Raw genomic sequence first — 22,288 nt, forward strand, 5'->3', positions numbered from 1 at the left:
GGCCATGACGGTTGGAGAGTTCAGCCCTTCCCCTCGCGCTTGCCTTCGTCCAGAGGCACCACGGTGGCCTTGCCGCTCATCGCCGACAGCGCATCGAGCGCCTCCTCGCAGAAGTCGGCCACCATCTGCTCGTGCCGGGCGCCCAAGCGGAGCAGCAGCAAATTGCCGAGGTCGAGCCGGCCCTCGGCGGTGCCGTCGGGAAAGCGCTTCTTCAGGATGCGCTCGTAATTGGCGTGGCGGTCGCGGTGGTGCTCCAGGCGCGCCATCAGGTCGGTGCGCAGCGGCTCGATGTCGATGCTGTCGAGGGCGTGGAGGCGGACCAGGAGGTCGTCCTTGGTCGAGGCCGGTGTGCTTGGCCGCGCGGCCCAGTGCCGCAGCGCTGTTCGACCCTCCGGAGTGAGCGTATAAACCAGCTTGTTGGGCTTGCCCGATTGCACGACCTCGCGGCCCTGGATGTGGCCGCGGTCGCGCAGCTTGGAGAGCTCGCGGTAGATCTGCTGATGGTCGGCCTTCCAGAAGAATCCGATCGAGGAATCGAACGTCTTGGCGAGCTCGTAGCCCGTCATCGGGCGTTCCGTCAGGCATGCGAGGATCGCGTCGCCAAGCGCCATGGCCGGCCTCCTTGTTTCAACCTCGACCATCATGCTTGACTTTATGCGCATTGGCGCATATGCGTCAATGTGCATATTGGGACACATCGGGCCGGGCGCAAGATCCGATCCGAAAAACCCAGCGAAATCAATCGCCACGCTACTGTGCATGGGGTTGTTTTCGCACTTTTTGTCCAGGCCTTTAGGGAGGCAGCTGAGAATGACCGGCCTCGATTCCTGGTACGCTTACATGAAGTCCCATGATCGCGCCGCGCTCTGGGACCTCCTGCATCCCGACGCCGTGTTCGAAAGCCCGGTCGTGCATTCGCCGCAGCGTGGCCGCGACATCACCTTCAAATACCTCTCCAGTGCCGAGAAGGTGCTCGGCGGGCCGGGCTTCACCTATGTCGGTGAATGGCGCAGCGACAATGGCGCCGTGCTCGAATTCAGGAATGTCATCGACGGCATCGAGATCAACGGCGTCGACATCATCACTTTCGACAGCGACGGACGCATCACCCATTTCAAGGTGATGGTGCGTCCGCTCAAGGCGATCAACATGCTGCACCGCCTGATGGCCGAGCAGCTGGCCGCCCAATCATGACCCTGCCCTGAGGTTGCGGAACCCGCTAAGCTCGCGGGCCAGGCTGCCTCGCAGGAATCACTGACATCACCGCTTTCTGAGGCCATTGCCGGGAGAACCCCATGCCGATCTACAAAGCCCCCGTCGAAGACGTGAACTTCCTGCTCAACGACGTCTTCCAGATCGACCGCTACGACAATCTCGCCGGCTTCTCCGACGCCTCGAGCGATGTGCGCGAAGCCATCCTCGGCGAAGCCGCCAAGCTTGCCGAAGAGGTATTGCAGCCGCTGAACCGCGTCGGCGACCTCGAAGGCTGCAAGCGTGCCGATGACGGCAGCGTCACCACGCCGAAGGGCTTCAAGGAGGCGTACAAGCAGGTCGCCGAGGGCGGCTGGCTCGGCCTGTCGGCGCCGACCGAATATGGCGGGCAGGGCCTGCCGGTGACGCTGAGCCAAGCCGTCAACGAATTCCAGATCTCCGCCAACATGGCGTTCTCGATGTATGGCGGCCTCACCATGGGCGCGACCGCGGCGCTGATCGTTCACGGCTCGCCCGAGCAGAAGCAGACCTACGTTCCGAAGATGGTGGCGGGCGAATGGACCGGCACCATGAACCTGACCGAGCCGCATTGCGGCACCGACCTCGGCATGCTCCGCACCAAGGCGGTGCGCCAGGCCGACGGCAGCTTCAAGATCACGGGCACCAAGATCTTCATCTCCGCCGGCGAGCATGACCTCGCCGAGAACATCATCCACCTCGTGCTCGCCCGCATCGAGGGCGCGCCCGCCGGCATCAAGGGCGTCTCGCTGTTCGTGGTGCCGAAATTCCTGGTCAACGCCGACGGCTCGGTGGGTGCCCGCAACGGCGTCGTCTGCGGCTCGCTCGAGCACAAGATGGGCATCCACGGCAATTCGACCTGCGTGATGAACTACGACAACGCCACCGGCTGGCTGATCGGCGAAGAGAACAAGGGCATGCAGGGCATGTTCGTGATGATGAACGAGGCTCGCCTCGGCGTCGCCGTGCAGGGTCTCGCGCAGTCCGAGGTCGCCTATCAGAACGCGGTCGCCTATGCCCGCGAGCGCATCCAGGGCCGTTCGCTCACCGGCGCGAAAGCGCCGGACAAGCCGGCCGACCCGATCATCGTGCATCCCGACGTGCGCCGCACGCTGCTCTCGATCCGCGCCTTCAACGAGGCCGCGCGCGCCTTCGTGATGTGGACCGCGCTGAAGAGCGACGTCGCCCACCGCTCCGAAGACCCCAAGGACCGCCAGGCCGCCGACGATCACATGGGCCTGATGACGCCGGTGCTGAAGGGCTTCCTGACCGATTACGGCTTCGCCAACGCGGTGCAGGCGCAGCAGATGTATGGCGGCCACGGCTACATCGCCGAGCAGGGCATGGAGCAGTTCGTGCGCGATGCACGCATCGCCATGATTTACGAAGGCGCCAACGGCATCCAGGCGCTCGACCTCGTCGGCCGCAAGCTGCCGCGCGACGGCGGCCGCGCCATCATGGCGTTCTTCGGCGAGGTCATGGCCTTCGCCAAGGAGAACGGCGGCGACGAGGCGCTGAAGCCGTTCATCACCCCGCTCTCGACCTCGCTCGGTCATCTCCAGCAGGCCACGACGTGGCTGATGCAGAACGCGATGGCGAAACCGGACAATGCCGGCGCCGCCGCAACCGACTATTTGCATCTCTTCGGCTTCGTCGCGCTCGGCTACATGTGGGCGAAGATGGCGAAGGTGACGAACGCCAAGATTGCCGAGAGCGGGGCGACGCCCTATCTCTCGACCAAGCTGGTCACCGGCCGTTTCTTCATGGAGCGGATGCTGCCGGAGACCGCGGCCAATCTCGCGCGCATCCAGGCCGGCTGCGCCACCATCATGGAATTGCCGGCGGAAGCGTTCTGAGCCTGCTTCCGCTGCCTGCTCCCAATCGCATCGAACATCACATCAGGAGGGCGTCATGCCTGAGGCATTCATCTACGACCACGTTCGCACCCCGCGCGGCCGCGGCAAGGCGGACGGCGCGCTGCACGAAGTCACCGCGCTCGCGCTCGCGACCGTGCCGCTGAAGGCGCTGAAGGACCGCAATAACCTGCCGGAGGATTCCGTCGACGACGTCATCCTCGGCGTGGTCGACCCGGTCGGCGAGGCCGGATCCGACATCGCGCGCTTCGCCGCGCTGAAGGCCGGTCTCGGCGAAGCCGTGCCCGGCGTGCAGATCAGCCGTTTCTGCGCCTCCGGCCTCGATGCGGTGAACTTCGCGGCCGCGCAGGTGATGAGCGGCCAGCACGAGCTGGTGATCGGCGGCGGCGCCGAATCCATGAGCCGCGTCGGCATCGGCGCGTCCGGCGGCGCCTGGCCGATGGATCCGTCGATGGCGGTTCCGGCCTATTTCATGCCGCAGGGCGTCTCGGCCGATCTGATCGCCACCAAATACGGTTTTTCGCGCGATGACGTCGATGCCTATGCCGTGCAGAGCCAGCAGCGCGCGGCCAAGGCCTGGGACGAGGGCCGCTTCAACAAGTCCGTGGTGCCGGTGAAGGACATCAACGGCCTCACCATCCTCGCCAAGGACGAGCACATGCGTCCCACGACGACGATGCAGTCGCTGGCGCAGCTGCAGCCCTCGTTCACGATGATGGCGCAGATGGGTGGCTTCGACGGCGTCGCAATTCAGTCCCATCCCGAGATCGAGCGCGTCAATTACGTGCACCATGCCGGCAATTCCTCCGGCATCGTCGACGGCGCCGGTGCCGTGCTGCTCGGCAGCAAGGAGGCTGGCAGCAAGTACGGGCTGAAGCCGCGTGCGAAGATTCGCGCCTTCGCCAATATCGGCTCGGAGCCGGCGATGATGCTGACCGGTCCGGTCGACGTCACCGAGAAGCTGTTCGCGCGGTCCGGCATGAAGAAGTCGGACATCGACCTGTTCGAGCTGAATGAGGCCTTCGCCTCCGTCGTGCTGCGCTACATCCAGGCCTTCGACATCGACAGCGCCAAGATCAACGTCAATGGCGGCGCCATCGCGCTCGGCCATCCGCTCGGCGCCACCGGCGCGATGATCCTCGGCACCGTGCTCGACGAGCTTGAGCGCACCAACAAGTCCACCGCCCTGGTGACGCTGTGCATCGGCGGCGGCATGGGCACCGCGACCATCATCGAGCGGGTGTAGGTCCGTAGGGCGGGTTAGCCGAAGGCGTAACCCGCCGTGCCGCGTCAACAAAGTTGGTGGGTTACGCTTCGCTAACCCACCCTACGAGACCCCATCAACCGCCGCGCCTGGCATCGGCTGCGGCACCGAGGAGCAACCAACATGTCGTACAAGAATTTCAAGGTCGAGACCGACGCAGACGGCATCGCGCTCGTCACCTGGGACATCCCGGGCCGTTCCATGAACGTGCTCGACGAGACCTCGACCAACGAGCTTGAGGCCATCGTCAAGGCAACCACGGCGGACGCCGCGGTGAAGGGCGTCGTCATCACCTCCGCGAAAGAGGCGTTCTGTGCCGGCGCAGACCTCTCGATGCTCGAAGGCATGAACCAGGCCTATGCGAAGGTCTTGAAGGAGCAGGGCGAGACCGCGGCGAACCAGATGCTGTTCGACCAGAGCCGCCGCTTCTCGCTGGTGCTGCGTTCGATCGAGACGTCGGGCAAGCCGTGGGCGGCCGCGATCAACGGCCTCGCGCTCGGCGGCGGCTTCGAGATCACCCTGTGCTGCCACTACCGTGTCGCCGCGGAGAATCCCAAGACGCGTCTCGGCCTGCCCGAGGTCAAGGTCGGCCTGTTCCCCGGCGCCGGCGGCACGCAGCGCGTGCCGCGCCTGGTGCCGCCGCAGGACGCGATGACGATCCTGCTCAAGGGCGATCCTGTCACGGTCGACAAAGCCAAGGCGCTGAACCTGATCCACGCCATCGTTCCGGCCGCCGATCTGATCAAGGCCGCCAAGGACTGGATCAAGGCCGGCGGCAAGGCCGTCGCGCCCTGGGACGAGAAGGGCTTCAAGCTGCCCGGCGGTCCGGTGTTCTCCAAGGCCGGCATGATGATGTTCCCCGCCGGCAACGCGATCTATCGGCGCGAGACCTACGACAATTATCCCGCCGCGCGCGCGATCATGAGCTGCGTCTATGAAGGCCTGCAGCTGCCGATCGACGCCGCGCTGCGCGTCGAGTCGCGCTACTTCACCTCGGTGCTGCGCTCGAAGGAAGCGGCCGCGATGATCCGCAGCCTGTTCCTGTCGATGCAGGAGCTCAACAAGGGCGCGCGCCGCCCGAAGGACGTTCCGCCGACCAAGGTGAAGAAGATCGCCGTGATCGGCGCCGGCTTCATGGGCGCCAGCGTCGGCTACGTCTCGGCCCGTGCCGGCCTCGACGTCGTGCTGATCGACCGCGACCAGGAGAGCGCCGACAAGGGCAAGGCGCATGCCCAGAAGGTGATCGAGGAGCAGATCAAGAAGGGCCGCGCCAAGCCTGCGGATGCCGAAGCGCTGCTCGCGCGCATCACGCCGACCGCCGACTACGCTGCGCTGAAGGACGTCGACCTCGTCATCGAGGCTGTGTTCGAGGACCGCAAGGTCAAGGCCGAGACCTTCGCCAAGGCGCAGCAATATCTGAAGCCGGACGTGATCTTCGCCTCCAACACCTCGACGCTGCCGATCACCTCGCTGGCCGAGAGCTTCAAGGACCAGGGCAAGTTCGTCGGCATCCACTTCTTCTCGCCGGTCGAGAAGATGATGCTGGTCGAGATCATCAAGGGCAAGAACACCGGCGATCTCGCGATCGCGGCTGCGCTCGACTATGTCCGTCAGATCGGCAAGACGCCGATCGTGGTCAACGACTCCAGAGGCTTCTTCGCCAACCGCTGCGTCGGCCGCTACGTCGCCGAGGGCAACGAGATGTTCCTCGAAGGCGTGCCGCCGGCGATGATCGAGAACTGCGCCAAGATGGCCGGCATGCCGGTCGGCCCGCTCTCGCTCTCGGATGAAGTCGCGCTCGACCTCGGCCTCAAGATCATGAAGGCGACCGAGGCCGATCTCGGCCCCAACGCCATCAACCCCGATCAGAAGAAGCTGATGGTGGAGATGGTCGAGAAGCAGGGCCGCCTCGGGCGCAAGAACAGCAAGGGCTTCTACGACTATCCCGAGAAGGGCAAGGGCCAGAAGAGCCTGTGGCCGGGCCTCTCGGCCTTGCAGCCGAAGCAGCTCGACCCCGACACGCTCGACGTCGAGGAGCTGAAGCAGCGCTTCCTGGTGGTGCAGGCGGTGGAAGCGGCGCGCACCGTCGAGGATCACGTCATCACCGATCCGCGCGAGGCGGATGTCGGCTCGATCCTCGGCTTCGGCTTCGCGCCGTTCACCGGCGGCACGCTGTCCTACATCGACTTCATGGGCACGAAAAAGTTCGTCGAGCTCTGCCGCAAGCTGGAGGCGAAGTACGGCTCGCGCTTCACGCCGCCGAAGCTGCTCGAGGAGATGGCGGCGAAGGGCGAGACCTTCTACGGCCGCTTCGCGCCGAAGAAGGCGGCCGCCTGAGGCGAAGTCTGTAGCCCGGATGGAGCGTAAGCGTAATCCGGGACAGCATCTCCGCGGAGGCAGTGACCCGGATTGCGCTTCGCTCCATCCGGGCTACTTAGAAGCAAAGGTCGGATCGTCGATCCGGCCTTTTCTATTTTCGTCTCCGAACGGCGAGAACGCGCGGCCCGAGACGGCATCGTCGGCGCGGCTGGCTTTCCAGGTGCCTTCGTCGCCGCGGCCGATGCGCAACTCGAAGCGCCAGCCATTCTGGTTGGTGAAGGCGATATCCGTTGTGCCCATCTTCTTGGCGTAGCTGCACGGATATTCAGTCGGCCGGTCCGGAAAGACGATCTTTCCTTCCTTGCTCTCGAACACGGCCGAGGTGATCTGTGGATGGATCATCAAGATGCAATCGCGCTGCGGCGCGACCGGCGTCGAGAGCCCGAGCATCGCGAGCGGAGCGCCGGCGGCGGTCATCAGGACGATCATGTTCATGGGGCGGCTGTCTCCTGGCGGTGTTGCTTCGACGCCGCCACCCTTCAAACGGTTCACCCCGAAACCGGCGGAATCTTCGATCCGGCCGATCGATCTTGCGCCTTGTCAAATCTGCTGATGTCCCAGCCGTGCTCGCCTCGTCCTGGCACCGCTCTTGCTGACGGATCCATCGGATGGCCCGTCAGCATTGAAAGTGTCCCGCAATGATCCTCACGGTGTTTCAAGACAGCGCAGCCGGCGTTGCGGTGAGATATGTCTCCCTTTTGCGGCTGGGACGGCCGCGGCCCCGCCGCAGGCTCTTCAGGCTGCGCAGAAAAATCCCCTCATGGGTCGGCCTGGCCTTACTCGTTCTCGTCGTCGATGTGGCGCTGGCCGTGCTTGCCTGGGTCGCCGTCGATGTCGTCCTGCACTGAAAGCTCGCCTCTGTGCACGTAGAGCGAGGCCGCCACATAGGCGACCTGGCCGACAATCAGGCACGCGACGACGATTGGAATGCCCGTCCAGAATCCGAAGCCCGAGGTCTGAAGCACTGTTGCAGCAAGGAGCGCGGTCGCCGGCGAAACCAACAAGAGAGTCCAGACTCGGAAGAAGAGTCCCGTCGATAATCCAGCGATCATGCTCGCGAGCACGAGCAGGAATATGGTTGTCACCAGAGCTTCCCGGTTCGCAGGTCCTTATCGCCTACAGGGCTGAAACTGAGCCACTTGGATCGCTGTCACAACAATGCTGACCTCCGCCGCGCACATCACGCGGAATTATTGTTAACTCCGACAATGCTCGTAAAATTGATGTCCCGGGCTCTCGAACATCCGGGCTTGCGCAGCCGTTCAAGCAGAAAGAGCCGGATCATCGATCCGGCTCTTTCGTCATCCCGTCTATCGGGCCTCGCCTTACTTCGCCTGGGCCAGCCCTTCCTTCTTCAGTGCTTCCTGCACCTGCGGCCGCGCCGCGACGCGGGTCTTGTAGGCGGCAAGGTTCGGCATCGCCGAGAAGTCGAACTTCATCCGGTCCGCCCAGGTCAGCATCGTGAAGAGATAGCCGTCGGCCACCGTGAACTGCTTGCCCATGAGGTAGTCGCGGCCGGCGAGCTGGCTGTCGATATATTTCAGCTTGCCCATGACGCGGTCTTTGAAGAAGGCCTTGGCCTCGTCGTTCAGGGCCGGCGCGAACAGCGGGCCAAAGCTCTTGTGCACCTCGGAGGTGAGGAAATTGAGCCATTCAAGCAGCTTGTAGCGCTCGGAACTGTCGCGGGCCGGCGCCAGCGCCTTGCTTGAGGCCTGATCGGCGATCATCTGGACAATCACCGGGCCTTCGGTCACGATCTCGCCGCTGTCGAGGCCCAGCGCAGGGACCTGGCCCTTGGGATTCAGCTTCAGATAATCCTCACCATTTTCGAGCTTCTTGGCCCGGAGATCCACCTTGACCAGCTCATAGGGGAGGCCGGCTTCCAGGAGCGCGATGTGGGGGGACAGCGAGCAGGCACCGGGCGAATAGTACAGTTTCATGGAATTTCCTCCTCTTGAAGCTTGGTTCGGCCGAAAGAGCGATTACATGCAACTGCTTGAAATAGTCAAGATTGATGCAGCTGCATCAAATGAGGTAAGAGACGGGCGACCAGCTTGAGCGGGACCATGAAACGCAAACCATCGACCGAGGCGACTGCCGCCTGGATCCGCCTGATGCGGGTGCAGAGCCGTGTGCTCGATTGCGTCGAGCAGGACTTGAAGCGCGCCGGTTTCCCGCCGCTGGCCTGGTATGACGCGCTGCTCGAATTGTCGCGGGCGCCGTCGGGCGAACTGCGGCCGGTGGAGCTCGAACGGCAGATGCTGATTCCGCAATATTCCACCTCGCGCCTGATCGACCGGCTGGTCGACGAGGGCCTCGCCTCGCGGCGCGAATGCAAGATCGACAAGCGCGGCCAGTTCGTCGAGATCACGGAAGCCGGCCGCGAGCTGCAGAAGCGGATGTGGGGCGCCTATTCGGCCGCGATCGAGAAATATGTCGGTTCGAAGCTGTCCGATGCCGATGCCGTCAAGCTCAGCGATCTGCTCGACCGCCTGGGCTGCTCCTGCGGCGAGATGAAGCTTCCGCCCGTCGCCAACGCCAACGAAAACGCGCCGTCGCGATGACTGCGCGGCACACCAGCTCGTCCGTGCGCCCGGTGGGTTCGCGGACCATCCCCGTCACCCGCGCGCATTCGACCGAAGCGCCTTTGATTAGAGTTTGATATGGCGCGAGACCAGATCGATATGACGCCGCTGCAATCGCGCGACGAACTCGTCGCGTGGTTCGAGGCCGGCTGCAAGGACCCGTCCGAATTCCGCATGGGCACCGAGCACGAGAAGACGCCGTTCACGCTCGAAGGCCACCGTCCGGTGCCTTACGAGGGCGCGCGAGGCATCGGTGCGTTGCTCGAGGGCATGAAGCTCCTGCTCGGCTGGGAGCCGATCATGGAGAAAGGCAACATCATCGGCCTCTACGACGTCACCGGCGGCGGAGCGATCTCGCTCGAGCCCGGCGGGCAGTTCGAGCTCTCCGGCGCCCCGGTCGAGAACGTGCACCAGACCCAGAGCGAGCTGATGGCGCATCTTGCGCAGGTGCGCGAGATCGCAACGCCGCTCGGCATCGGCTTTCTCGGCCTCGGCATGACGCCGTCCTGGTCGCGCGCCGAGATCCCGATGATGCCCAAGGGCCGCTACAAGATCATGACCAACTACATGCCGAAGGTCGGCCAATATGGCCTCGACATGATGTACCGGACCTGCACGGTGCAGACCAATCTCGACTTCTCCTCCGAAGCCGACATGGTCAAGAAGCTGCGCGTGTCGCTCGCGCTGCAGCCGGTCGCGACCGCCCTGTTCGCCAATTCGCCGTTCACCGAGGGCAAGCCGAACGGCTTCCTCTCCTTCCGCTCCGAGATCTGGCGCGACACCGACAATGCCCGTTCGGGCATGATGCCGTGGGCATTCGAGGACGGCATGGGCTTCGAGCGCTATGTCGACTACGCGCTCGACGTGCCCATGTATTTCGTCAAGCGCGGCGAGGACTACATCGACGTGTCGGGCTCCTCGTTCCGCGCCTTCTTCGACGGCCGCAACAACAACCTTCCCGGCGAGCGTCCGACGCTGTCGGACTGGGCCAATCATCTCTCGACGATCTTCCCGGAAGTGCGGCTCAAGCGTTATCTCGAGATGCGCGGCTCCGACGGCGGTCCGTGGGGCCGGTTGCCGGCGCTGCCGGCGTTCTGGGTCGGGCTGCTCTATGACGATGTGGCGCTCGATGCGGCCTGGGAAATCGTCAAGCACTGGACCGCGCCCGAGCGTCAGGCCCTGCGCGACGACGTGCCGCGGATGGGCTTCAAGGCGCGGATCAGGGATCGCTATCTGTTCGAGATCGCCAAGGAATGCCTCGTGCTGGCACATGCCGGCCTGCGCCGGCGGGCCCGGATCGACCAGGTCGGCCGCGACGAAACGCGGCATCTGGAGCCGCTCGACCGCATCATCGATTCCGGCCGGACGCCGGCCGAGGAAATGTTGGACAAGTTCAACGGTCCCTGGAAGGGTTCGGTGGAACCCGCCTACGCGGAATACGCTTTCTAGACCATAGACCATAGACCAACGACCGCGCTTTCAGCCGTTCATCGCCCATACAGGTTTGCGGCGATCAAATGACCGGCCGAAAAACCTGAGCGTCGTCAATAACTCGAAAGCTGTTCCAATGGGGAAGGGCCGCCTGTCCGGCGCCGTCATGGCAAAGGTCGTGGCATGCGCCGCGCTGCTTACGCTCGCTTTCGCGAGTGCGCCGACGCACGCCCAGACCGCGTTTGATCGGCCCGGCGGCGACTATTTCAGCACACCGGTTGCGTCGGGCGATCCGGAGGATTGCGCACTGCTGTGCGAGCGCGACCGCCGCTGCCGCTCGTGGAGCTTCAGCTATCCCGACGTCGAGGGCGGCTCCGCGGTGTGCTGGCTGAAGAACACCGTGCCGGCGCGCGTGCCGGGGAGCTGCTGTATTTCCGGCGTGCGCGGCGCCGGCGTGATCGAGCCGCGGGTCGAGGGCGTGGAGACGTCGATCGACCGCCCCGGCGGGGACTTGCGCAATTTCGAGCTGAAGGACGGCGAGGGCGTGGAGGTCTGCAAGGCCGCGTGCACCGCCGACAACAAATGCCGCGCCTTCACCTATGCCCGCCCCGGCTACACCGGGCGCGAGGCGCGCTGCTTCCTGAAAAAGGAAATCAAGCCGCCGCGCCGCAAGGCGGGCTTCACGTCGGGCGTGGTGCGATAGGGGCGGTGTCGTGCCCCGGACGCCATCAGCGCGTTCACGCGCGTCTTCGACGCGCTATGGCGGCGCTCATTCAGCGCAGCGCTGCAGAGCCGGGGCCCATGCCACTCCGCATTCGATAGCGCCATGGGTCCCGGCTCTGCGCCGCATCGTTTCACGATGCGCCTTGTCCGGGACACGTGAGGCTTAAGCGTCCGCTCCGATCACCGTGAGCTCCGGCCACAGCGCCTTCCATCGCACGGCTTTCATCGCGTAATTCGCCGCAGAGAAATTCGGTCCTGGATTTGGCCGCGCGATCAGGGCTGCAACGTCGTCAAAGCCGTGTGGCGCGTAGACCTCGTAGCTATCTCGTCCGCGTCTCACGCCGATCTGCGTGTTCTGCGTCAGGAAGCGGTCGATGCCTTCTCTCGAGCTTCGCAGGGGCGGATAGGGCAGGCCGTGCTTGGCTGGGTACCACAGATGCACACGCGCCTGGTTGCGGATCTCGACCTTGACGCCGAGCTGCGTGAGCCGTGCGTCCAGCTCGCGGATGACCGCGTCCTCCGCCTTCCACGAGGTGTCGGGATCGAAATAGAACACGTCGTAATCGGCGATACCATAATCGACCGCGCGGCCGGTGAGCACGTTCCATACGGTCTGCACCAGGCATCCCGAGACCAGCCAGGCATCGGGAAGGGCGAGGCGATCGAGCTCATCGATGATCGCGACGTTGACGGGATTCCTCAGCGCCAGTGCGAGGAATTCGTCACGGTTCATCGTGAGACGAGGAGGATCAATGCACGGCGGTGAAGAACCGCGCCAGCCGGAAGCCGGACAGCCAGGTCCACACCGGCTGGCTTCGCATGCCGAGATCCCAGGAGCCGAGCACCGCATCCGCACGACCGATCAGATTGTCGATCGGCAAGAGGCCGACGCCGCCGGAGCGCAGCGACACGCGGCTGTCGGAGGAATTGTCGCGGTTGTCGCCGAGCACGAAGAGGTGACCGGCCGGCACCGTCACTTCCGGCGTGTTGTCGAGCGGGCCGTTGTCGCGCATCTTGAAGATCAGATGCGAGACGCCGTTCGGCAGCGTCTCGACATAACGGTAGGCGGGCTCGTTGCCGCCATTGTCGTCCTCGGCAGCGCCGACACCGTCGGGCTTGAGCTCGGCCGGGCGGTCGTTGATGAAGAGCTGGCCCTGCCGCATCTGGATGCGATCGCCGGGAAGGCCCACGACGCGCTTGACCCAGGCCTGCGAGCGATCGCCGGGCCAGCGGAACACGACGACGTCGCCGAGCTTCGGCGTTTCGGCGAACACGCGGCCGGTCTCGGGCAGGCTGATCTGGATCGGCAGCGACGAGGTGCCGTAGCCATAGGGGAATTTCGAGGCGAGCAGCGCATCGCCGATCAAGAGCGTCGGCTCCATCGAGCCCGACGGCACGTAGAACGGCTCGGCGAGCGCGCCTTTGGCGATGAAGACCGCGGCGACGATGCCGGCGAGCTGCGCGATCTGTCCGCCCCAGCCGCTGCTTTTCCGCTTGGGAGTGACCTTGGGAGTGACAGTGACCTTCTCTTCAACGCTCATGCGCCGGTTCCACCCACGGTAATGCGCTCCATCAGCAGCGACGGCTGGCCGACGCCAACGGGCACGCCCTGGCCATTCTTGCCGCAGGTGCCGATGCCGGTATCGAGCGCGAGATCGTTGCCGATCATGCGGATGCGATGCAGGTCGGTCGGCCCGTTGCCGATCAGCATGGCGCCCTTCAGCGGCGCGCCGATCTTGCCGTTCTCGATCTTGTAGGCCTCGGTGCATTGGAACACGTACTTGCCCGAGGTGATGTCGACCTGGCCGCCGCCGAAATTCGCGGCGAAGACGCCGTTCTTCACCGAAGCGAGGATCTCGGCCGGATCGCGGTCGCCCGCGAGCATATAGGTATTGGTCATGCGCGGCATCGGCACATGGGCATAGCCCTGGCGGCGGCCGTTTCCGGTCGGCTTCATGTTCATCAGCCGCGCGTTCTGACGGTCCTGCATGTAGCCGACCAGGATGCCGTCCTCGATCAGCACGGTGCGATTGGTCGGCGTGCCCTCGTCGTCGATCGACAGCGAGCCGCGGCGCGAGGCAATGGTGCCGTCGTCGACCACGGTGACGCCCTTGGCCGCGACCTGCTGGCCCATCAGGCCGGCGAATGCAGAGGTCTTCTTGCGGTTGAAATCGCCCTCCAGGCCATGGCCGACCGCTTCGTGCAGCATCACGCCGGGCCAGCCGGCCCCGAGCACGACGTCCATCTCGCCGGCGGGGGCGGGAATCGATTCCAGATTGACCAGCGCCTCGCGCAGCGCGCCGTCGGCGGCGTCGCGCCAGGACCTCGTCTCGATGAATTCGGCATAGCCGGCACGGCCGCCATAACCCTTGCTGCCGCTCTCCTGACGGTCGCCCTGGCCGGCCACGACGGAGATGTTGACACGGACGAGCGGACGGATGTCGCGATAGCTCTCGCCGTCCGGCCGCAGGATCTCGACGACCTGCCAGGTCGCGCCGAGACTGACGCTGACCTGCCGCACTCGCGGATCCTTGTCGCGCAGGTAAGCGTCGATTTCGGCGAGCAGCTTGACCTTGGTCTCGAAGCCCGGCGCGTCGAGCGGATTGTCGTCGCCATAAAGCCGGACATTGGTGTGCGGAGGCGGCGCGGCAAAACTGCCGGAATAGCCGCCGCGCACCGCCGCAACCGCATCCGCAGCACGCATCAGCGCCGGCAGCGAGACGTCGGAGGAATGCGCATAGCCGACCGCATCGTCCTTGACCGCGCGCAGGCCAAAACCTTGCGAGGTGTCGTAGGTCGCCTGCTTCAGCCGCCCATTGTCGAACATCAGCGCTTCGGTCTGGCTGTACTCCAGGAACAGCTCGCCGTCGTCGGCGCCGGAAAGCCCGCGCGCCAGCTCGTGGCGAACCTGGTCGCGATCGAGATTGGCGCGGTCGAGCAGGGAGGTCGTGGCAGGATTGGTCATGCGTCCATCCATTAGCGGAAGATGTGGGTCAAGATAATGGTTTCCCGACCGGTCCGCGAGAGGCCGGGCGTCACATTACCGAAACGATAGGGTTGTCAGTGCGGATCGGCGCTACGGCAGCTTGTCATAGCCCTCGCCGAGGCCGTTCAGGCTGAGCGGGAAGCCGATGCCTTCTTCCGGTGTCTCGAAGATGATGAAGGTGGCGGTCTTGGCGGTGCGGAGCTGGCCGAGCAGCTTGTCGTCCATGACGACCTCGGCGACGCAGCCATTGGGCAGGCAGCGGACGAAGCCGGCTCGGCCGACGTCCTGGTTGTCGAGCTTGAGGCCGAGACCGGAGGGCAGCAGCACACCCAGCGGCGCCACCACGCGCATCAGGCGGCTCTTCTGGTCGGCGGTCTTCAGCACGATCACGGTCAGGCCGGCATTGGAGCGGTCTTCCGCCACCACGCTCTGGATCAGCGCGCATTGCTCGGTCTGGGCGCCGGGCGGCGTGTCGCAGCGAATCTGCCAGTCGCCATGGACAGAGCGCACCGCGCCCTGCGCATGGGCAAGGCCGGGAAGCGCCAGGAGGAGGAGCGCAGCCAGCAGGGTGGCCAGCACCGGGAGGCGGTCAAGCGGCCTAGTCGCCGGTCTTGCCATCGATATCGAAAACCCCATCGGGTCGGTCCCTCCGCTCGCCTTCCTCGCTCGCGCTTGGCGGATCTGGCGGACTGATACGGGAATGACGGCGTCTTGAAGGCGATTGCCAAGCAAATTCCGCGCCGCCTCGCACCGCCGCCGCCCGCACGAATCAGGTTCCTGCGCGGCCATCTGCCAGTGCCTAACGCGGGCAATTCCGCTGTCAAGCGGCAGCATCCCGGCCAACGGTATTTTTGTCCGATGTTACTAGGAATTATCCTGCGGGTGATGGCTGGCAGATCAGGCGCAAGACTGCATTGCGATAGATCAAGAATTATGGTTTGAGAGGCTAGATTTCGGCGTTCTAGCGATCTGGCCCGAATTCCTCTTAGAGGTATTCTTGCGCGGCGGTTTGTCAGGCGGGCGGATCGAATAAGCGTTGCCCGGACGCAGGGGAGCGCACTTGGGGTGATTTCGTAAGGGGAGCGCGAACGGCATGAGGATGTCGATGGGTCGGGTGGGCCAGTATCTGCTGGAATTGGCCACCATCGCCGTGGTGGCGGCTGGTGTCACGCTGGCGACGGGCGGCGCGGCATTCGCCGAGGTCGGGCAGCCGGCTCCGTGGGAGTGGACGCTCCAGCAGTCCGGCTCTCCGGTGATGGACAACATCGTCTGGTTCCACAACTTCCTGTTCGTGCTGATCACGCTGATCACGCTGTTCGTTCTGGCGCTGCTCGTGGTCGTGGTCGTCAAGTTCAACGCGCGGGCCAATCCGGTGCCGTCGCGGACCACCCACAACACGCTGATCGAGGTGGCCTGGACGCTCGTTCCGGTGCTGATCCTGGTCGGCATCTCGGTGCCGTCGTTCCGGCTGCTGTTCCTAGAGCTCGACATTCCGAAAGCGGATCTGACCATCAAGGCGACCGGCAAGCAATGGTACTGGTCCTATGCCTATCCCGATAACGGCAAGTTCGAGTTCGACTCGCTGATGGCGCAGGACAAGCAGCCCCGTCTGCTCGGCGTCGACAACGAGATGGTGGTGCCGGTCAACAAGGTGATTCGTGTCCAGACCACCGGCGCCGACGTCATCCATGCCTTCGCGGTGCCGGCTTTCGGCGTCAAGATCGACGCCATCCCGGGCCGCCTGAACGAGACCTGGTTCAAGGCCCCCAAGACCGGCATGTATTACGGTCAGTGCTCGGAATTGTGCGGCAAGGACCACGCTTTCATGCCGATCGCCGTGCGCGTGGTGAGCGAGCAGGAGTTCGCCTCCTGGGTCGAGACGGCGAAGAAGAAATATGCGAGCGGCGGCGCCAGCACCTACGCCTCCGCGGCCGGTCCGACGCAGTAAGCGTCGGATGACGGCTTGAGGCACTGAAAGCGATAGAAGGGCGGGACCTCCTGGAGGTCCGAATGGGACGCAAGGCAGGATTTGAACATGGCAACGAGCGCAGCGGCACACGGCGATCACGCCCACGGACATGACGAGCACGCCCATCCGACCGGATGGCGCCGCTACGTCTATTCGACCAACCACAAGGACATCGGCACGATGTACCTGGTCTTCGCGGTCATCGCAGGCATCATTGGCCTCGCGATGTCGATCGCGATCCGTGCCGAGCTGATGTATCCGGGCGTGCAGGTCTTCCACGAGACCCACACCTATAACGTGTTCGTGACCTCGCACGGCCTGATCATGATCTTCTTCATGGTCATGCCCGCGATGATCGGCGGCTTCGGCAACTGGTTCGTGCCGCTGATGATCGGCGCGCCCGACATGGCGTTTCCGCGCATGAACAACATCTCGTTCTGGCTGCTGCCGGCCTCCTTCGCCCTGCTCCTGATGTCGACCTTCGTCGAGGGCGAGCCGGGCGCCAACGGCGTCGGCGCCGGCTGGACCATGTACGTGCCGCTGTCGAGCTCCGGGCATCCCGGCCCGGCCGTCGACTTCGCGATCCTGTCGCTGCATCTGGCGGGTGCCTCGTCGATCCTCGGCGCCATCAACTTCATCACCACGATCTTCAACATGCGCGCGCCGGGCATGACCCTGCACAAGATGCCGCTGTTCGTGTGGTCGATCCTGGTGACGGTGTTCCTGCTGCTGCTGTCGCTGCCGGTGCTCGCCGGCGCGATCACCATGCTGCTCACCGACCGCAATTTCGGCACGACCTTCTTCGCGCCCGACGGTGGCGGCGATCCGGTGCTGTTCCAGCATCTGTTCTGGTTCTTCGGCCACCCCGAGGTGTACATCCTGATCCTGCCCGGCTTCGGCATGATCAGCCAGATCGTCTCGACCTTCTCGCGCAAGCCCGTGTTCGGCTATCTCGGCATGGCCTACGCCATGGTCGCGATCGGCGGCATCGGCTTCGTGGTGTGGGCGCACCACATGTACACGGTCGGCATGTCCTCGGCGACGCAGGCCTATTTCGTCGCCGCGACGATGGTCATCGCGGTTCCGACCGGCGTGAAGATCTTCTCGTGGATCGCCACGATGTGGGGCGGCTCGATCGAATTCCGCGCTCCGATGATCTGGGCGGTCGGCTTCATCTTCCTGTTCACGATCGGCGGCGTCACCGGCGTCGTGCTGGCGAACGCGGGCGTCGACCGCGTGCTGCAGGAGACCTACTACGTCGTCGCGCACTTCCACTACGTGCTCTCGCTCGGCGCGGTGTTCGCGATCTTCGCCGGCTGGTACTACTGGTTCCCGAAGATGTCGGGCTACATGTACAATGAAGGGCTCGCGAAGGCGCACTTCTGGGTCACCTTCATCGGCGTCAACCTGGTGTTCTTCCCGCAGCACTTCCTCGGCCTGTCCGGCATGCCGCGTCGCTATGTCGACTATCCCGATGCGTTCGCGGGCTGGAATCTGGTCTCGTCGCTCGGCTCCTACATCTCCGGCTTCGGCGTGCTGATCTTCCTGTACTGCGTGGTCGATGCCTTCATGAAGAAGGTGCCGGCGGGCGACAATCCGTGGGGTGCGGGCGCGACCACGCTGGAATGGACGCTGCCCTCGCCGCCGCCCTTCCATCAGTTCGAAGTGCTGCCCCGCGTGCAGTAAGCGATCACCGCGGCGCCCGTGACGGGCGCCGCGGCTCTTCCAACGAAGCGAGTTGAATTCGTGTCCGTCCTCGACCAGAACGCCATCGACATCAATCCGCGCATCTCCGAGGCGGAGGTCGGCGACTACATCGCGCTGCTGAAGCCGCGGGTGATGTCGCTGGTGATCTTCACCGCGCTGGTCGGGATGGCGATGGCGCCGGGACACTTCCACCCCGTGCTCGCGTTCACCTCGCTGCTCTGCATCGCCGTCGGTGCCGGCGCCTCCGGCGCGCTCAACATGGCGCTCGAAGGCGACATCGACTCCAAGATGTCGCGCACGGCGAACCGGCCGATCCCGCGCGGCCGCATCACCCGCCCCGAGGCGATGGCCTTCGGCCTGACGCTGTCCTTCTTCTCGGTGATGACGCTCGGCATCCTCGTCAACTGGATCGCAGGCAGCCTGCTCGCCTTCACCATCTTCTTCTACGTCGTGATCTACACGATGGGCCTGAAGCGCTGGACCGCGCAGAACATCGTGATCGGCGGTGCCGCCGGCGCGCTGCCGCCGGTGGTGGCCTGGGCCGCCGTCACGGGCACGGTCGACGTCGAGCCGCTGCTGCTGTTCGCCATCATCTTCTTCTGGACCCCGCCGCACTTCTGGGCGCTGGCGCTGTTCCGCTCCGACGACTACGCGCGCGCCGGCATTCCGATGCTGCCCAACGTCGCCGGTCCCGATGCGACGCGGCTCCAGATCCTGCTCTACACAATCGTGCTGATCGCGGTCGCCGCCGCACCCTGGGCGCTCGGCTATTTCGACGCCGTCTACGGCATCGTCTCGCTGATCCTCGGCGCCGGCATGCTGGTGCTCGCAATCAATGTCTACATCCGCCGCGAGCGAGCTGCGTCGCTGCGCGCGACGCGAAAACTGTTTGCCTTCTCGATCCTGTATCTGTTCGCACTGTTCGCGACCCTGCTGGTCGAGGTCGTGGTCCGGGCGCTGGCTCCGATGGTTGGGGGCGCATGATCACAGCGATGGCCGACAAACCCGAGACAGGCGGAATCGTCCTCACCGAGGCGCAGAAGAAGAGTCGTCGTCAGCGCTCGATCGCGATCGCACTCGCGCTCGGCGTGCTCGTGGTGCTGTTCTTTGCCGTCACCATGGTCAAGGGGCCGGCGGTTCTCGTGCGGCCGATGTAGACGATGAATCAGGAGCCGACCATATCGCAGGACAGCGCCAAGCCGGGCGATCGCAAGCCGGCCGATCTTAAGCTGACCAAGCGCCGCGGGCTCGGACGCGATGCGGTGGTTGCTTCGATCTGCGGCGGCGTGGTCGCGCTGATGGTCGGCGCTTCCTACGCGGCGGTACCATTCTACAATTGGTTCTGCCGCGCCACCGGTTTCAACGGCACGACCCAGGTCGCGACCTCCGCGCCGGCCACGGGGCCGATCGCGCGGAAGATCTCGGTGCGCTTCGATTCCAACGTCGCGCCCGGCCTGCCCTGGAAGTTCGAGCCGGAGCAGAACGAGATCGAGGTCAATATCGGCGAGGTCACGACCGTCTTCTATACCGTGACCAACCAGGCCGCGCGCACCACGGCCGCGCAGGCCGCCTACAACGTCGCTCCGCTGACGGTCGGCTCCTATTTCCAGAAGATCAACTGCTTCTGCTTCACCGAGCAGACCATGGCGCCGGGCGAGAAGCGGGAAATGCCGGTGGTGTTCTACGTCGATCCGTCGATCGCCGACGATCACGAGAACGACGCGCTGAGCACCATCACGCTGTCCTACACCTTCTATCCGGTGAAGGATCCCGTGGTGAAGCCGCTGGCATCGGGCGAAGGCGACAAGCGCAAGGGAAATCTCTGACCGCCGGGCTCGTGCTCGAAGGGTCGGAAAACGAGGGGACAAGTGCCTGGCAGGCACGGGATTGAGGAGAGAGACCGCAAATGGCAACGGCGCACACCAAGCATCACGACTATCACCTGGTCGATCCCTCTCCCTGGCCGTTCGTCGGCTCGCTTTCCGCTTTCATCATGGCGGTCGGCGCGGTCGCCTGGATGCACCACATGTTCTCTGCCGCGCCGATCGTATTCGGGGTCGGCACCGTGGGCGTGCTCTACACCATGGCGAGCTGGTGGACCGACGTGATGAAGGAAGCCCAGTACAAGGGCGACCACACCCGCGTCGTGCAGCTGCATCACCGCTACGGCATGATCCTGTTCATTGCCTCGGAGGTGATGTTCTTCGTCGCCTGGTTCTGGGCCTATTTCAACGCGGCGCTGTTTCCGGCCGACGCCGTCCACGCCACCCGCGATGCGGTGTTCGGCTGCGGCCTCGGCACCCAGCCCGGCGCCTGCGCAGTCCCCGGCACCTGGCCGCCGAAGGGCATCGAGACCTTCGACCCCTGGCACCTGCCGCTCCTGAACACGCTGATCCTGCTGACCTCGGGCACCACGGTGACCTGGGCGCACCACGCGCTGCTCGAGAACGACCGCCAGGGTCTGAAATATGGCCTGATCCTCACCGTCGTGCTCGGCGCGCTCTTCACCTGCGTGCAGGCCTATGAGTACAGCCACGCGGCGTTCTCCTTCGCCGGCAACGTCTATGGTGCGACCTTCTTCATGGCGACCGGCTTCCACGGCTTCCATGTTCTGGTCGGCACCATCTTCCTGCTGGTCTGCCTGTTCCGCGCCTATGCCGGCCACTTCACGCCGAAGCAGCACCTCGGCTTCGAGTTCGCCGCCTGGTACTGGCACTTCGTCGACGTGGTCTGGCTGTTCCTGTTCCTCTGCATCTACGTCTGGGGACGCGGCGCCGCGACCATGGCTGGCGCGCACTGAGCCGCGAGGAATCGACCAGAAAGGGCGGCCGCAGGGCCGCCCTTTCGCTTTTGGACCGCCGGAAAGTTTCGGCGAAAACTGTGATAGGGTCCGCCATCATGAATGACGCCGCCGGCAAACCCGAGCCCGAAACCACCGTCCTGCAGAGCGCGCTGCGCGGGCTTGCCTGCCGATGTCCGCGCTGCGGCCAGGGCAAGCTCTATGCGGGCTTCCTGACCCTCGCGCCCGCCTGCGACCGCTGCGGCCTCGACTACGCCTTCATCGACACCGGCGACGGTCCGGCGATCTTCATCATCATGCTGGCCGGCGGGATCGTCGTTGCGGCGGCGCTCATCGTCGAGGTCAAATACCAGCCGCCGTACTGGCTGCATGCGGTGCTGTGGTTGCCGCTGATCCTCGCCACCACGCTGCTGCCGCTGCGTGCGATGAAGTCGCTGCTGATCGCGCTGCAATTCCACCACAAGGCGGCGCCGGGCCGGTTGGTCGACCGCGCGAAATGAACCAGCCTGCGCGCAAGCCCCGCGTGGCCGGCTTCGCGCTGTTCACGCTGTTCCTGGCGGCCGTCTTCGTCGCACTCGGCGTCTGGCAATTGCAGCGGCGAACCGCCAAGCTCGAGCTGATCGCGGCGCTCACCGAGCGCCTGGCCACAGCGCCGGTCCCGCTGCCGCCGCCCGCGCTTTGGGCCAAGCTGAATCCCGCACGCGACGAGTTTCGCCGCGTCAGATTCACCGCGACCTACGCGGCTCTGCCGGACGCGATGGTCTATTCGTCCGGCTCGGCGGTGCGCAAGGACGCCTCCGGCCCCGGCACCTGGGCGTTCCTGCCAGCGCGGCTTCCGAGCGGCGAGACGGTCGTGATCGACGCGGGCTTCGTCGAGAACACGATGCAGGACCGCGGCGTCGAGGATCGCGCGGTGAAGAAGCTCGTGACCGGGCAGCCGGTCGTGCTCACCGGTTATCTGCGCTTTCCCGAGGCATCCGGCTGGCTGACGCCCGCGGAGAACCGCGACAAGCGGCTGTGGTTCGTGCGCGATCATCCGGCCATCGCCAGCGCGCTCGGCTGGGGCGCGGTGGCCCCGTTCTACGTCGATCTCGAGCAGCCGGCGCCCGAGAACGGCATTCCGCGCCCGGGCCCGCTCGACGTGCATCTGAAGGACGACCACCTGCAGTACGCCGTCACCTGGTTCCTGCTCGCGGGCGCCGTGCTGATCGCCTTCGCGGTGTGGGCCAGAGGCCGGCGACAGGGCTGAGCCGGACGGTCTCCGCGCGGGAACCCGGTATCGCCCGGGGTTTATTATTCAGCGCACATTCACGAGTGTGGTCCTAAGCCGCCGGTGTTTT

At 65.0% G+C, this 22,288-nt stretch carries 23 protein-coding genes; 15 read left to right on the forward strand and 8 right to left on the reverse strand.

All coding sequences use genetic code 11. The annotated features are described in order from the left end of the window. Positions 1-20: 20 nt before the first annotated feature. Complete coding sequence (locus K410_RS0106135) at positions 21-611, reverse strand: PadR family transcriptional regulator (RefSeq protein WP_028134028.1); 591 nt, start codon at positions 609-611, stop codon at positions 21-23. A 199-nt stretch (positions 612-810) separates the two neighbouring features. Here K410_RS0106135 and K410_RS0106140 point away from each other — a divergent pair, with 199 nt between their 5' ends. The 4 genes from K410_RS0106140 to K410_RS0106155 all read left to right on the forward strand — a co-directional run bounded on the left by K410_RS0106140 (position 811) and on the right by K410_RS0106155 (position 6,705). Then, on the forward strand, positions 811-1,194 hold the full coding sequence (locus tag K410_RS0106140) for a nuclear transport factor 2 family protein (protein ID WP_028134029.1): 384 nt from the start codon (positions 811-813) through the stop codon (positions 1,192-1,194). A gap of 101 nt (positions 1,195-1,295) precedes the next feature. Next, positions 1,296-3,086, forward strand: a complete 1,791-nt coding sequence (locus K410_RS0106145; protein WP_028134030.1) for an acyl-CoA dehydrogenase C-terminal domain-containing protein — start codon at positions 1,296-1,298, stop codon at positions 3,084-3,086. 55 nt (positions 3,087-3,141) lie between these two features. Then, the gene (locus tag K410_RS0106150) at positions 3,142-4,350 is read left to right on the forward strand and encodes an acetyl-CoA C-acetyltransferase (RefSeq protein WP_028134031.1); all 1,209 of its coding nucleotides are present in this window, start codon (positions 3,142-3,144) and stop codon (positions 4,348-4,350) included. Between the two features lie 141 nt (positions 4,351-4,491). Next, the gene (locus K410_RS0106155; protein WP_028134032.1) at positions 4,492-6,705 is read left to right on the forward strand and encodes an FAD-dependent oxidoreductase; all 2,214 of its coding nucleotides are present in this window, start codon (positions 4,492-4,494) and stop codon (positions 6,703-6,705) included. A gap of 93 nt (positions 6,706-6,798) precedes the next feature. Here the strand turns inward: K410_RS0106155 and K410_RS36560 are convergent, their stop codons facing one another. From K410_RS36560 to gstA, 3 genes are all read right to left on the reverse strand, one after another. Then, positions 6,799-7,182: a hypothetical protein gene (locus tag K410_RS36560; protein ID WP_049819952.1), complete on the reverse strand. Its 384-nt coding sequence runs from the start codon at positions 7,180-7,182 to the stop codon at positions 6,799-6,801. Between the two features lie 341 nt (positions 7,183-7,523). Next, positions 7,524-7,832: a hypothetical protein gene (locus tag K410_RS0106165; RefSeq protein ID WP_049819953.1), complete on the reverse strand. Its 309-nt coding sequence runs from the start codon at positions 7,830-7,832 to the stop codon at positions 7,524-7,526. A 240-nt stretch (positions 7,833-8,072) separates the two neighbouring features. Then, the gene (gene gstA, locus K410_RS0106170) at positions 8,073-8,687 is read right to left on the reverse strand and encodes a glutathione transferase GstA (RefSeq protein WP_028134034.1); all 615 of its coding nucleotides are present in this window, start codon (positions 8,685-8,687) and stop codon (positions 8,073-8,075) included. 126 nt (positions 8,688-8,813) lie between these two features. Here gstA and K410_RS0106175 point away from each other — a divergent pair, with 126 nt between their 5' ends. The 3 genes from K410_RS0106175 (at position 8,814) to K410_RS0106185 (ending at position 11,466) form a co-directional block, all read left to right on the forward strand. Continuing rightward, positions 8,814-9,311, forward strand: a complete 498-nt coding sequence (locus tag K410_RS0106175; protein WP_028134035.1) for a MarR family winged helix-turn-helix transcriptional regulator — start codon at positions 8,814-8,816, stop codon at positions 9,309-9,311. A 99-nt stretch (positions 9,312-9,410) separates the two neighbouring features. Further along, entirely contained in the window at positions 9,411-10,781 is a 1,371-nt protein-coding gene (locus tag K410_RS0106180; protein WP_028134036.1) for a glutamate--cysteine ligase, read from the forward strand. A 118-nt stretch (positions 10,782-10,899) separates the two neighbouring features. Continuing rightward, positions 10,900-11,466 (forward strand): PAN domain-containing protein, encoded by a 567-nt coding sequence (locus K410_RS0106185; protein WP_028134037.1) that lies wholly within the window; start codon positions 10,900-10,902, stop codon positions 11,464-11,466. A gap of 183 nt (positions 11,467-11,649) precedes the next feature. On the opposite strand, the gene K410_RS0106190 is transcribed toward K410_RS0106185, so the two are convergent. From K410_RS0106190 to K410_RS0106205, 4 genes are all read right to left on the reverse strand, one after another. Then, positions 11,650-12,219, reverse strand: a complete 570-nt coding sequence (locus K410_RS0106190) for a nucleotidyltransferase family protein (RefSeq protein WP_028134038.1) — start codon at positions 12,217-12,219, stop codon at positions 11,650-11,652. A 16-nt stretch (positions 12,220-12,235) separates the two neighbouring features. Beyond that, complete coding sequence (gene lepB, locus K410_RS0106195; protein WP_028134039.1) at positions 12,236-13,027, reverse strand: signal peptidase I; 792 nt, start codon at positions 13,025-13,027, stop codon at positions 12,236-12,238. Continuing rightward, entirely contained in the window at positions 13,024-14,451 is a 1,428-nt protein-coding gene (gene tldD / locus K410_RS0106200) for a metalloprotease TldD (protein WP_028134040.1), read from the reverse strand. The genes lepB and tldD overlap by 4 nt, the downstream gene beginning before the upstream one ends. A 111-nt stretch (positions 14,452-14,562) precedes the next feature. After that, positions 14,563-15,108: an invasion associated locus B family protein gene (locus tag K410_RS0106205; protein WP_028134041.1), complete on the reverse strand. Its 546-nt coding sequence runs from the start codon at positions 15,106-15,108 to the stop codon at positions 14,563-14,565. Between the two features lie 457 nt (positions 15,109-15,565). Here K410_RS0106205 and coxB point away from each other — a divergent pair, with 457 nt between their 5' ends. The 8 genes from coxB (at position 15,566) to K410_RS0106245 (ending at position 22,197) form a co-directional block, all read left to right on the forward strand. Continuing rightward, positions 15,566-16,420, forward strand: coding sequence for a cytochrome c oxidase subunit II (gene coxB / locus K410_RS0106210; RefSeq protein WP_028134042.1), 855 nt, complete (start codon positions 15,566-15,568; stop codon positions 16,418-16,420). A gap of 87 nt (positions 16,421-16,507) precedes the next feature. After that, complete coding sequence (gene ctaD / locus K410_RS0106215; protein WP_028134043.1) at positions 16,508-18,127, forward strand: cytochrome c oxidase subunit I; 1,620 nt, start codon at positions 16,508-16,510, stop codon at positions 18,125-18,127. 60 nt (positions 18,128-18,187) lie between these two features. Beyond that, positions 18,188-19,132, forward strand: a complete 945-nt coding sequence (locus tag K410_RS0106220) for a heme o synthase (protein ID WP_028134044.1) — start codon at positions 18,188-18,190, stop codon at positions 19,130-19,132. Further along, complete coding sequence (locus K410_RS0106225; protein WP_028134045.1) at positions 19,129-19,305, forward strand: cytochrome c oxidase system small membrane protein; 177 nt, start codon at positions 19,129-19,131, stop codon at positions 19,303-19,305. The genes K410_RS0106220 and K410_RS0106225 overlap by 4 nt, the downstream gene beginning before the upstream one ends. 3 nt (positions 19,306-19,308) lie before the next feature. After that, on the forward strand, positions 19,309-19,974 hold the full coding sequence (locus K410_RS0106230; protein ID WP_028134046.1) for a cytochrome c oxidase assembly protein: 666 nt from the start codon (positions 19,309-19,311) through the stop codon (positions 19,972-19,974). 80 nt (positions 19,975-20,054) lie between these two features. After that, complete coding sequence (locus K410_RS0106235; protein WP_028134047.1) at positions 20,055-20,948, forward strand: cytochrome c oxidase subunit 3; 894 nt, start codon at positions 20,055-20,057, stop codon at positions 20,946-20,948. Positions 20,949-21,046: 98 nt separating this feature from the next. After that, complete coding sequence (locus K410_RS0106240; RefSeq protein ID WP_028134048.1) at positions 21,047-21,448, forward strand: DUF983 domain-containing protein; 402 nt, start codon at positions 21,047-21,049, stop codon at positions 21,446-21,448. Beyond that, positions 21,445-22,197: an SURF1 family protein gene (locus K410_RS0106245; protein WP_028134049.1), complete on the forward strand. Its 753-nt coding sequence runs from the start codon at positions 21,445-21,447 to the stop codon at positions 22,195-22,197. Before K410_RS0106240 ends, K410_RS0106245 begins: the two co-directional genes overlap by 4 nt. The last annotated feature ends 91 nt before the right edge of the window (positions 22,198-22,288 follow it).

It is taken from the genome of Bradyrhizobium sp. 22, from assembly GCF_000482425.1.
Lineage (GTDB): Bacteria > Pseudomonadota > Alphaproteobacteria > Rhizobiales > Xanthobacteraceae > Bradyrhizobium > Bradyrhizobium japonicum_B.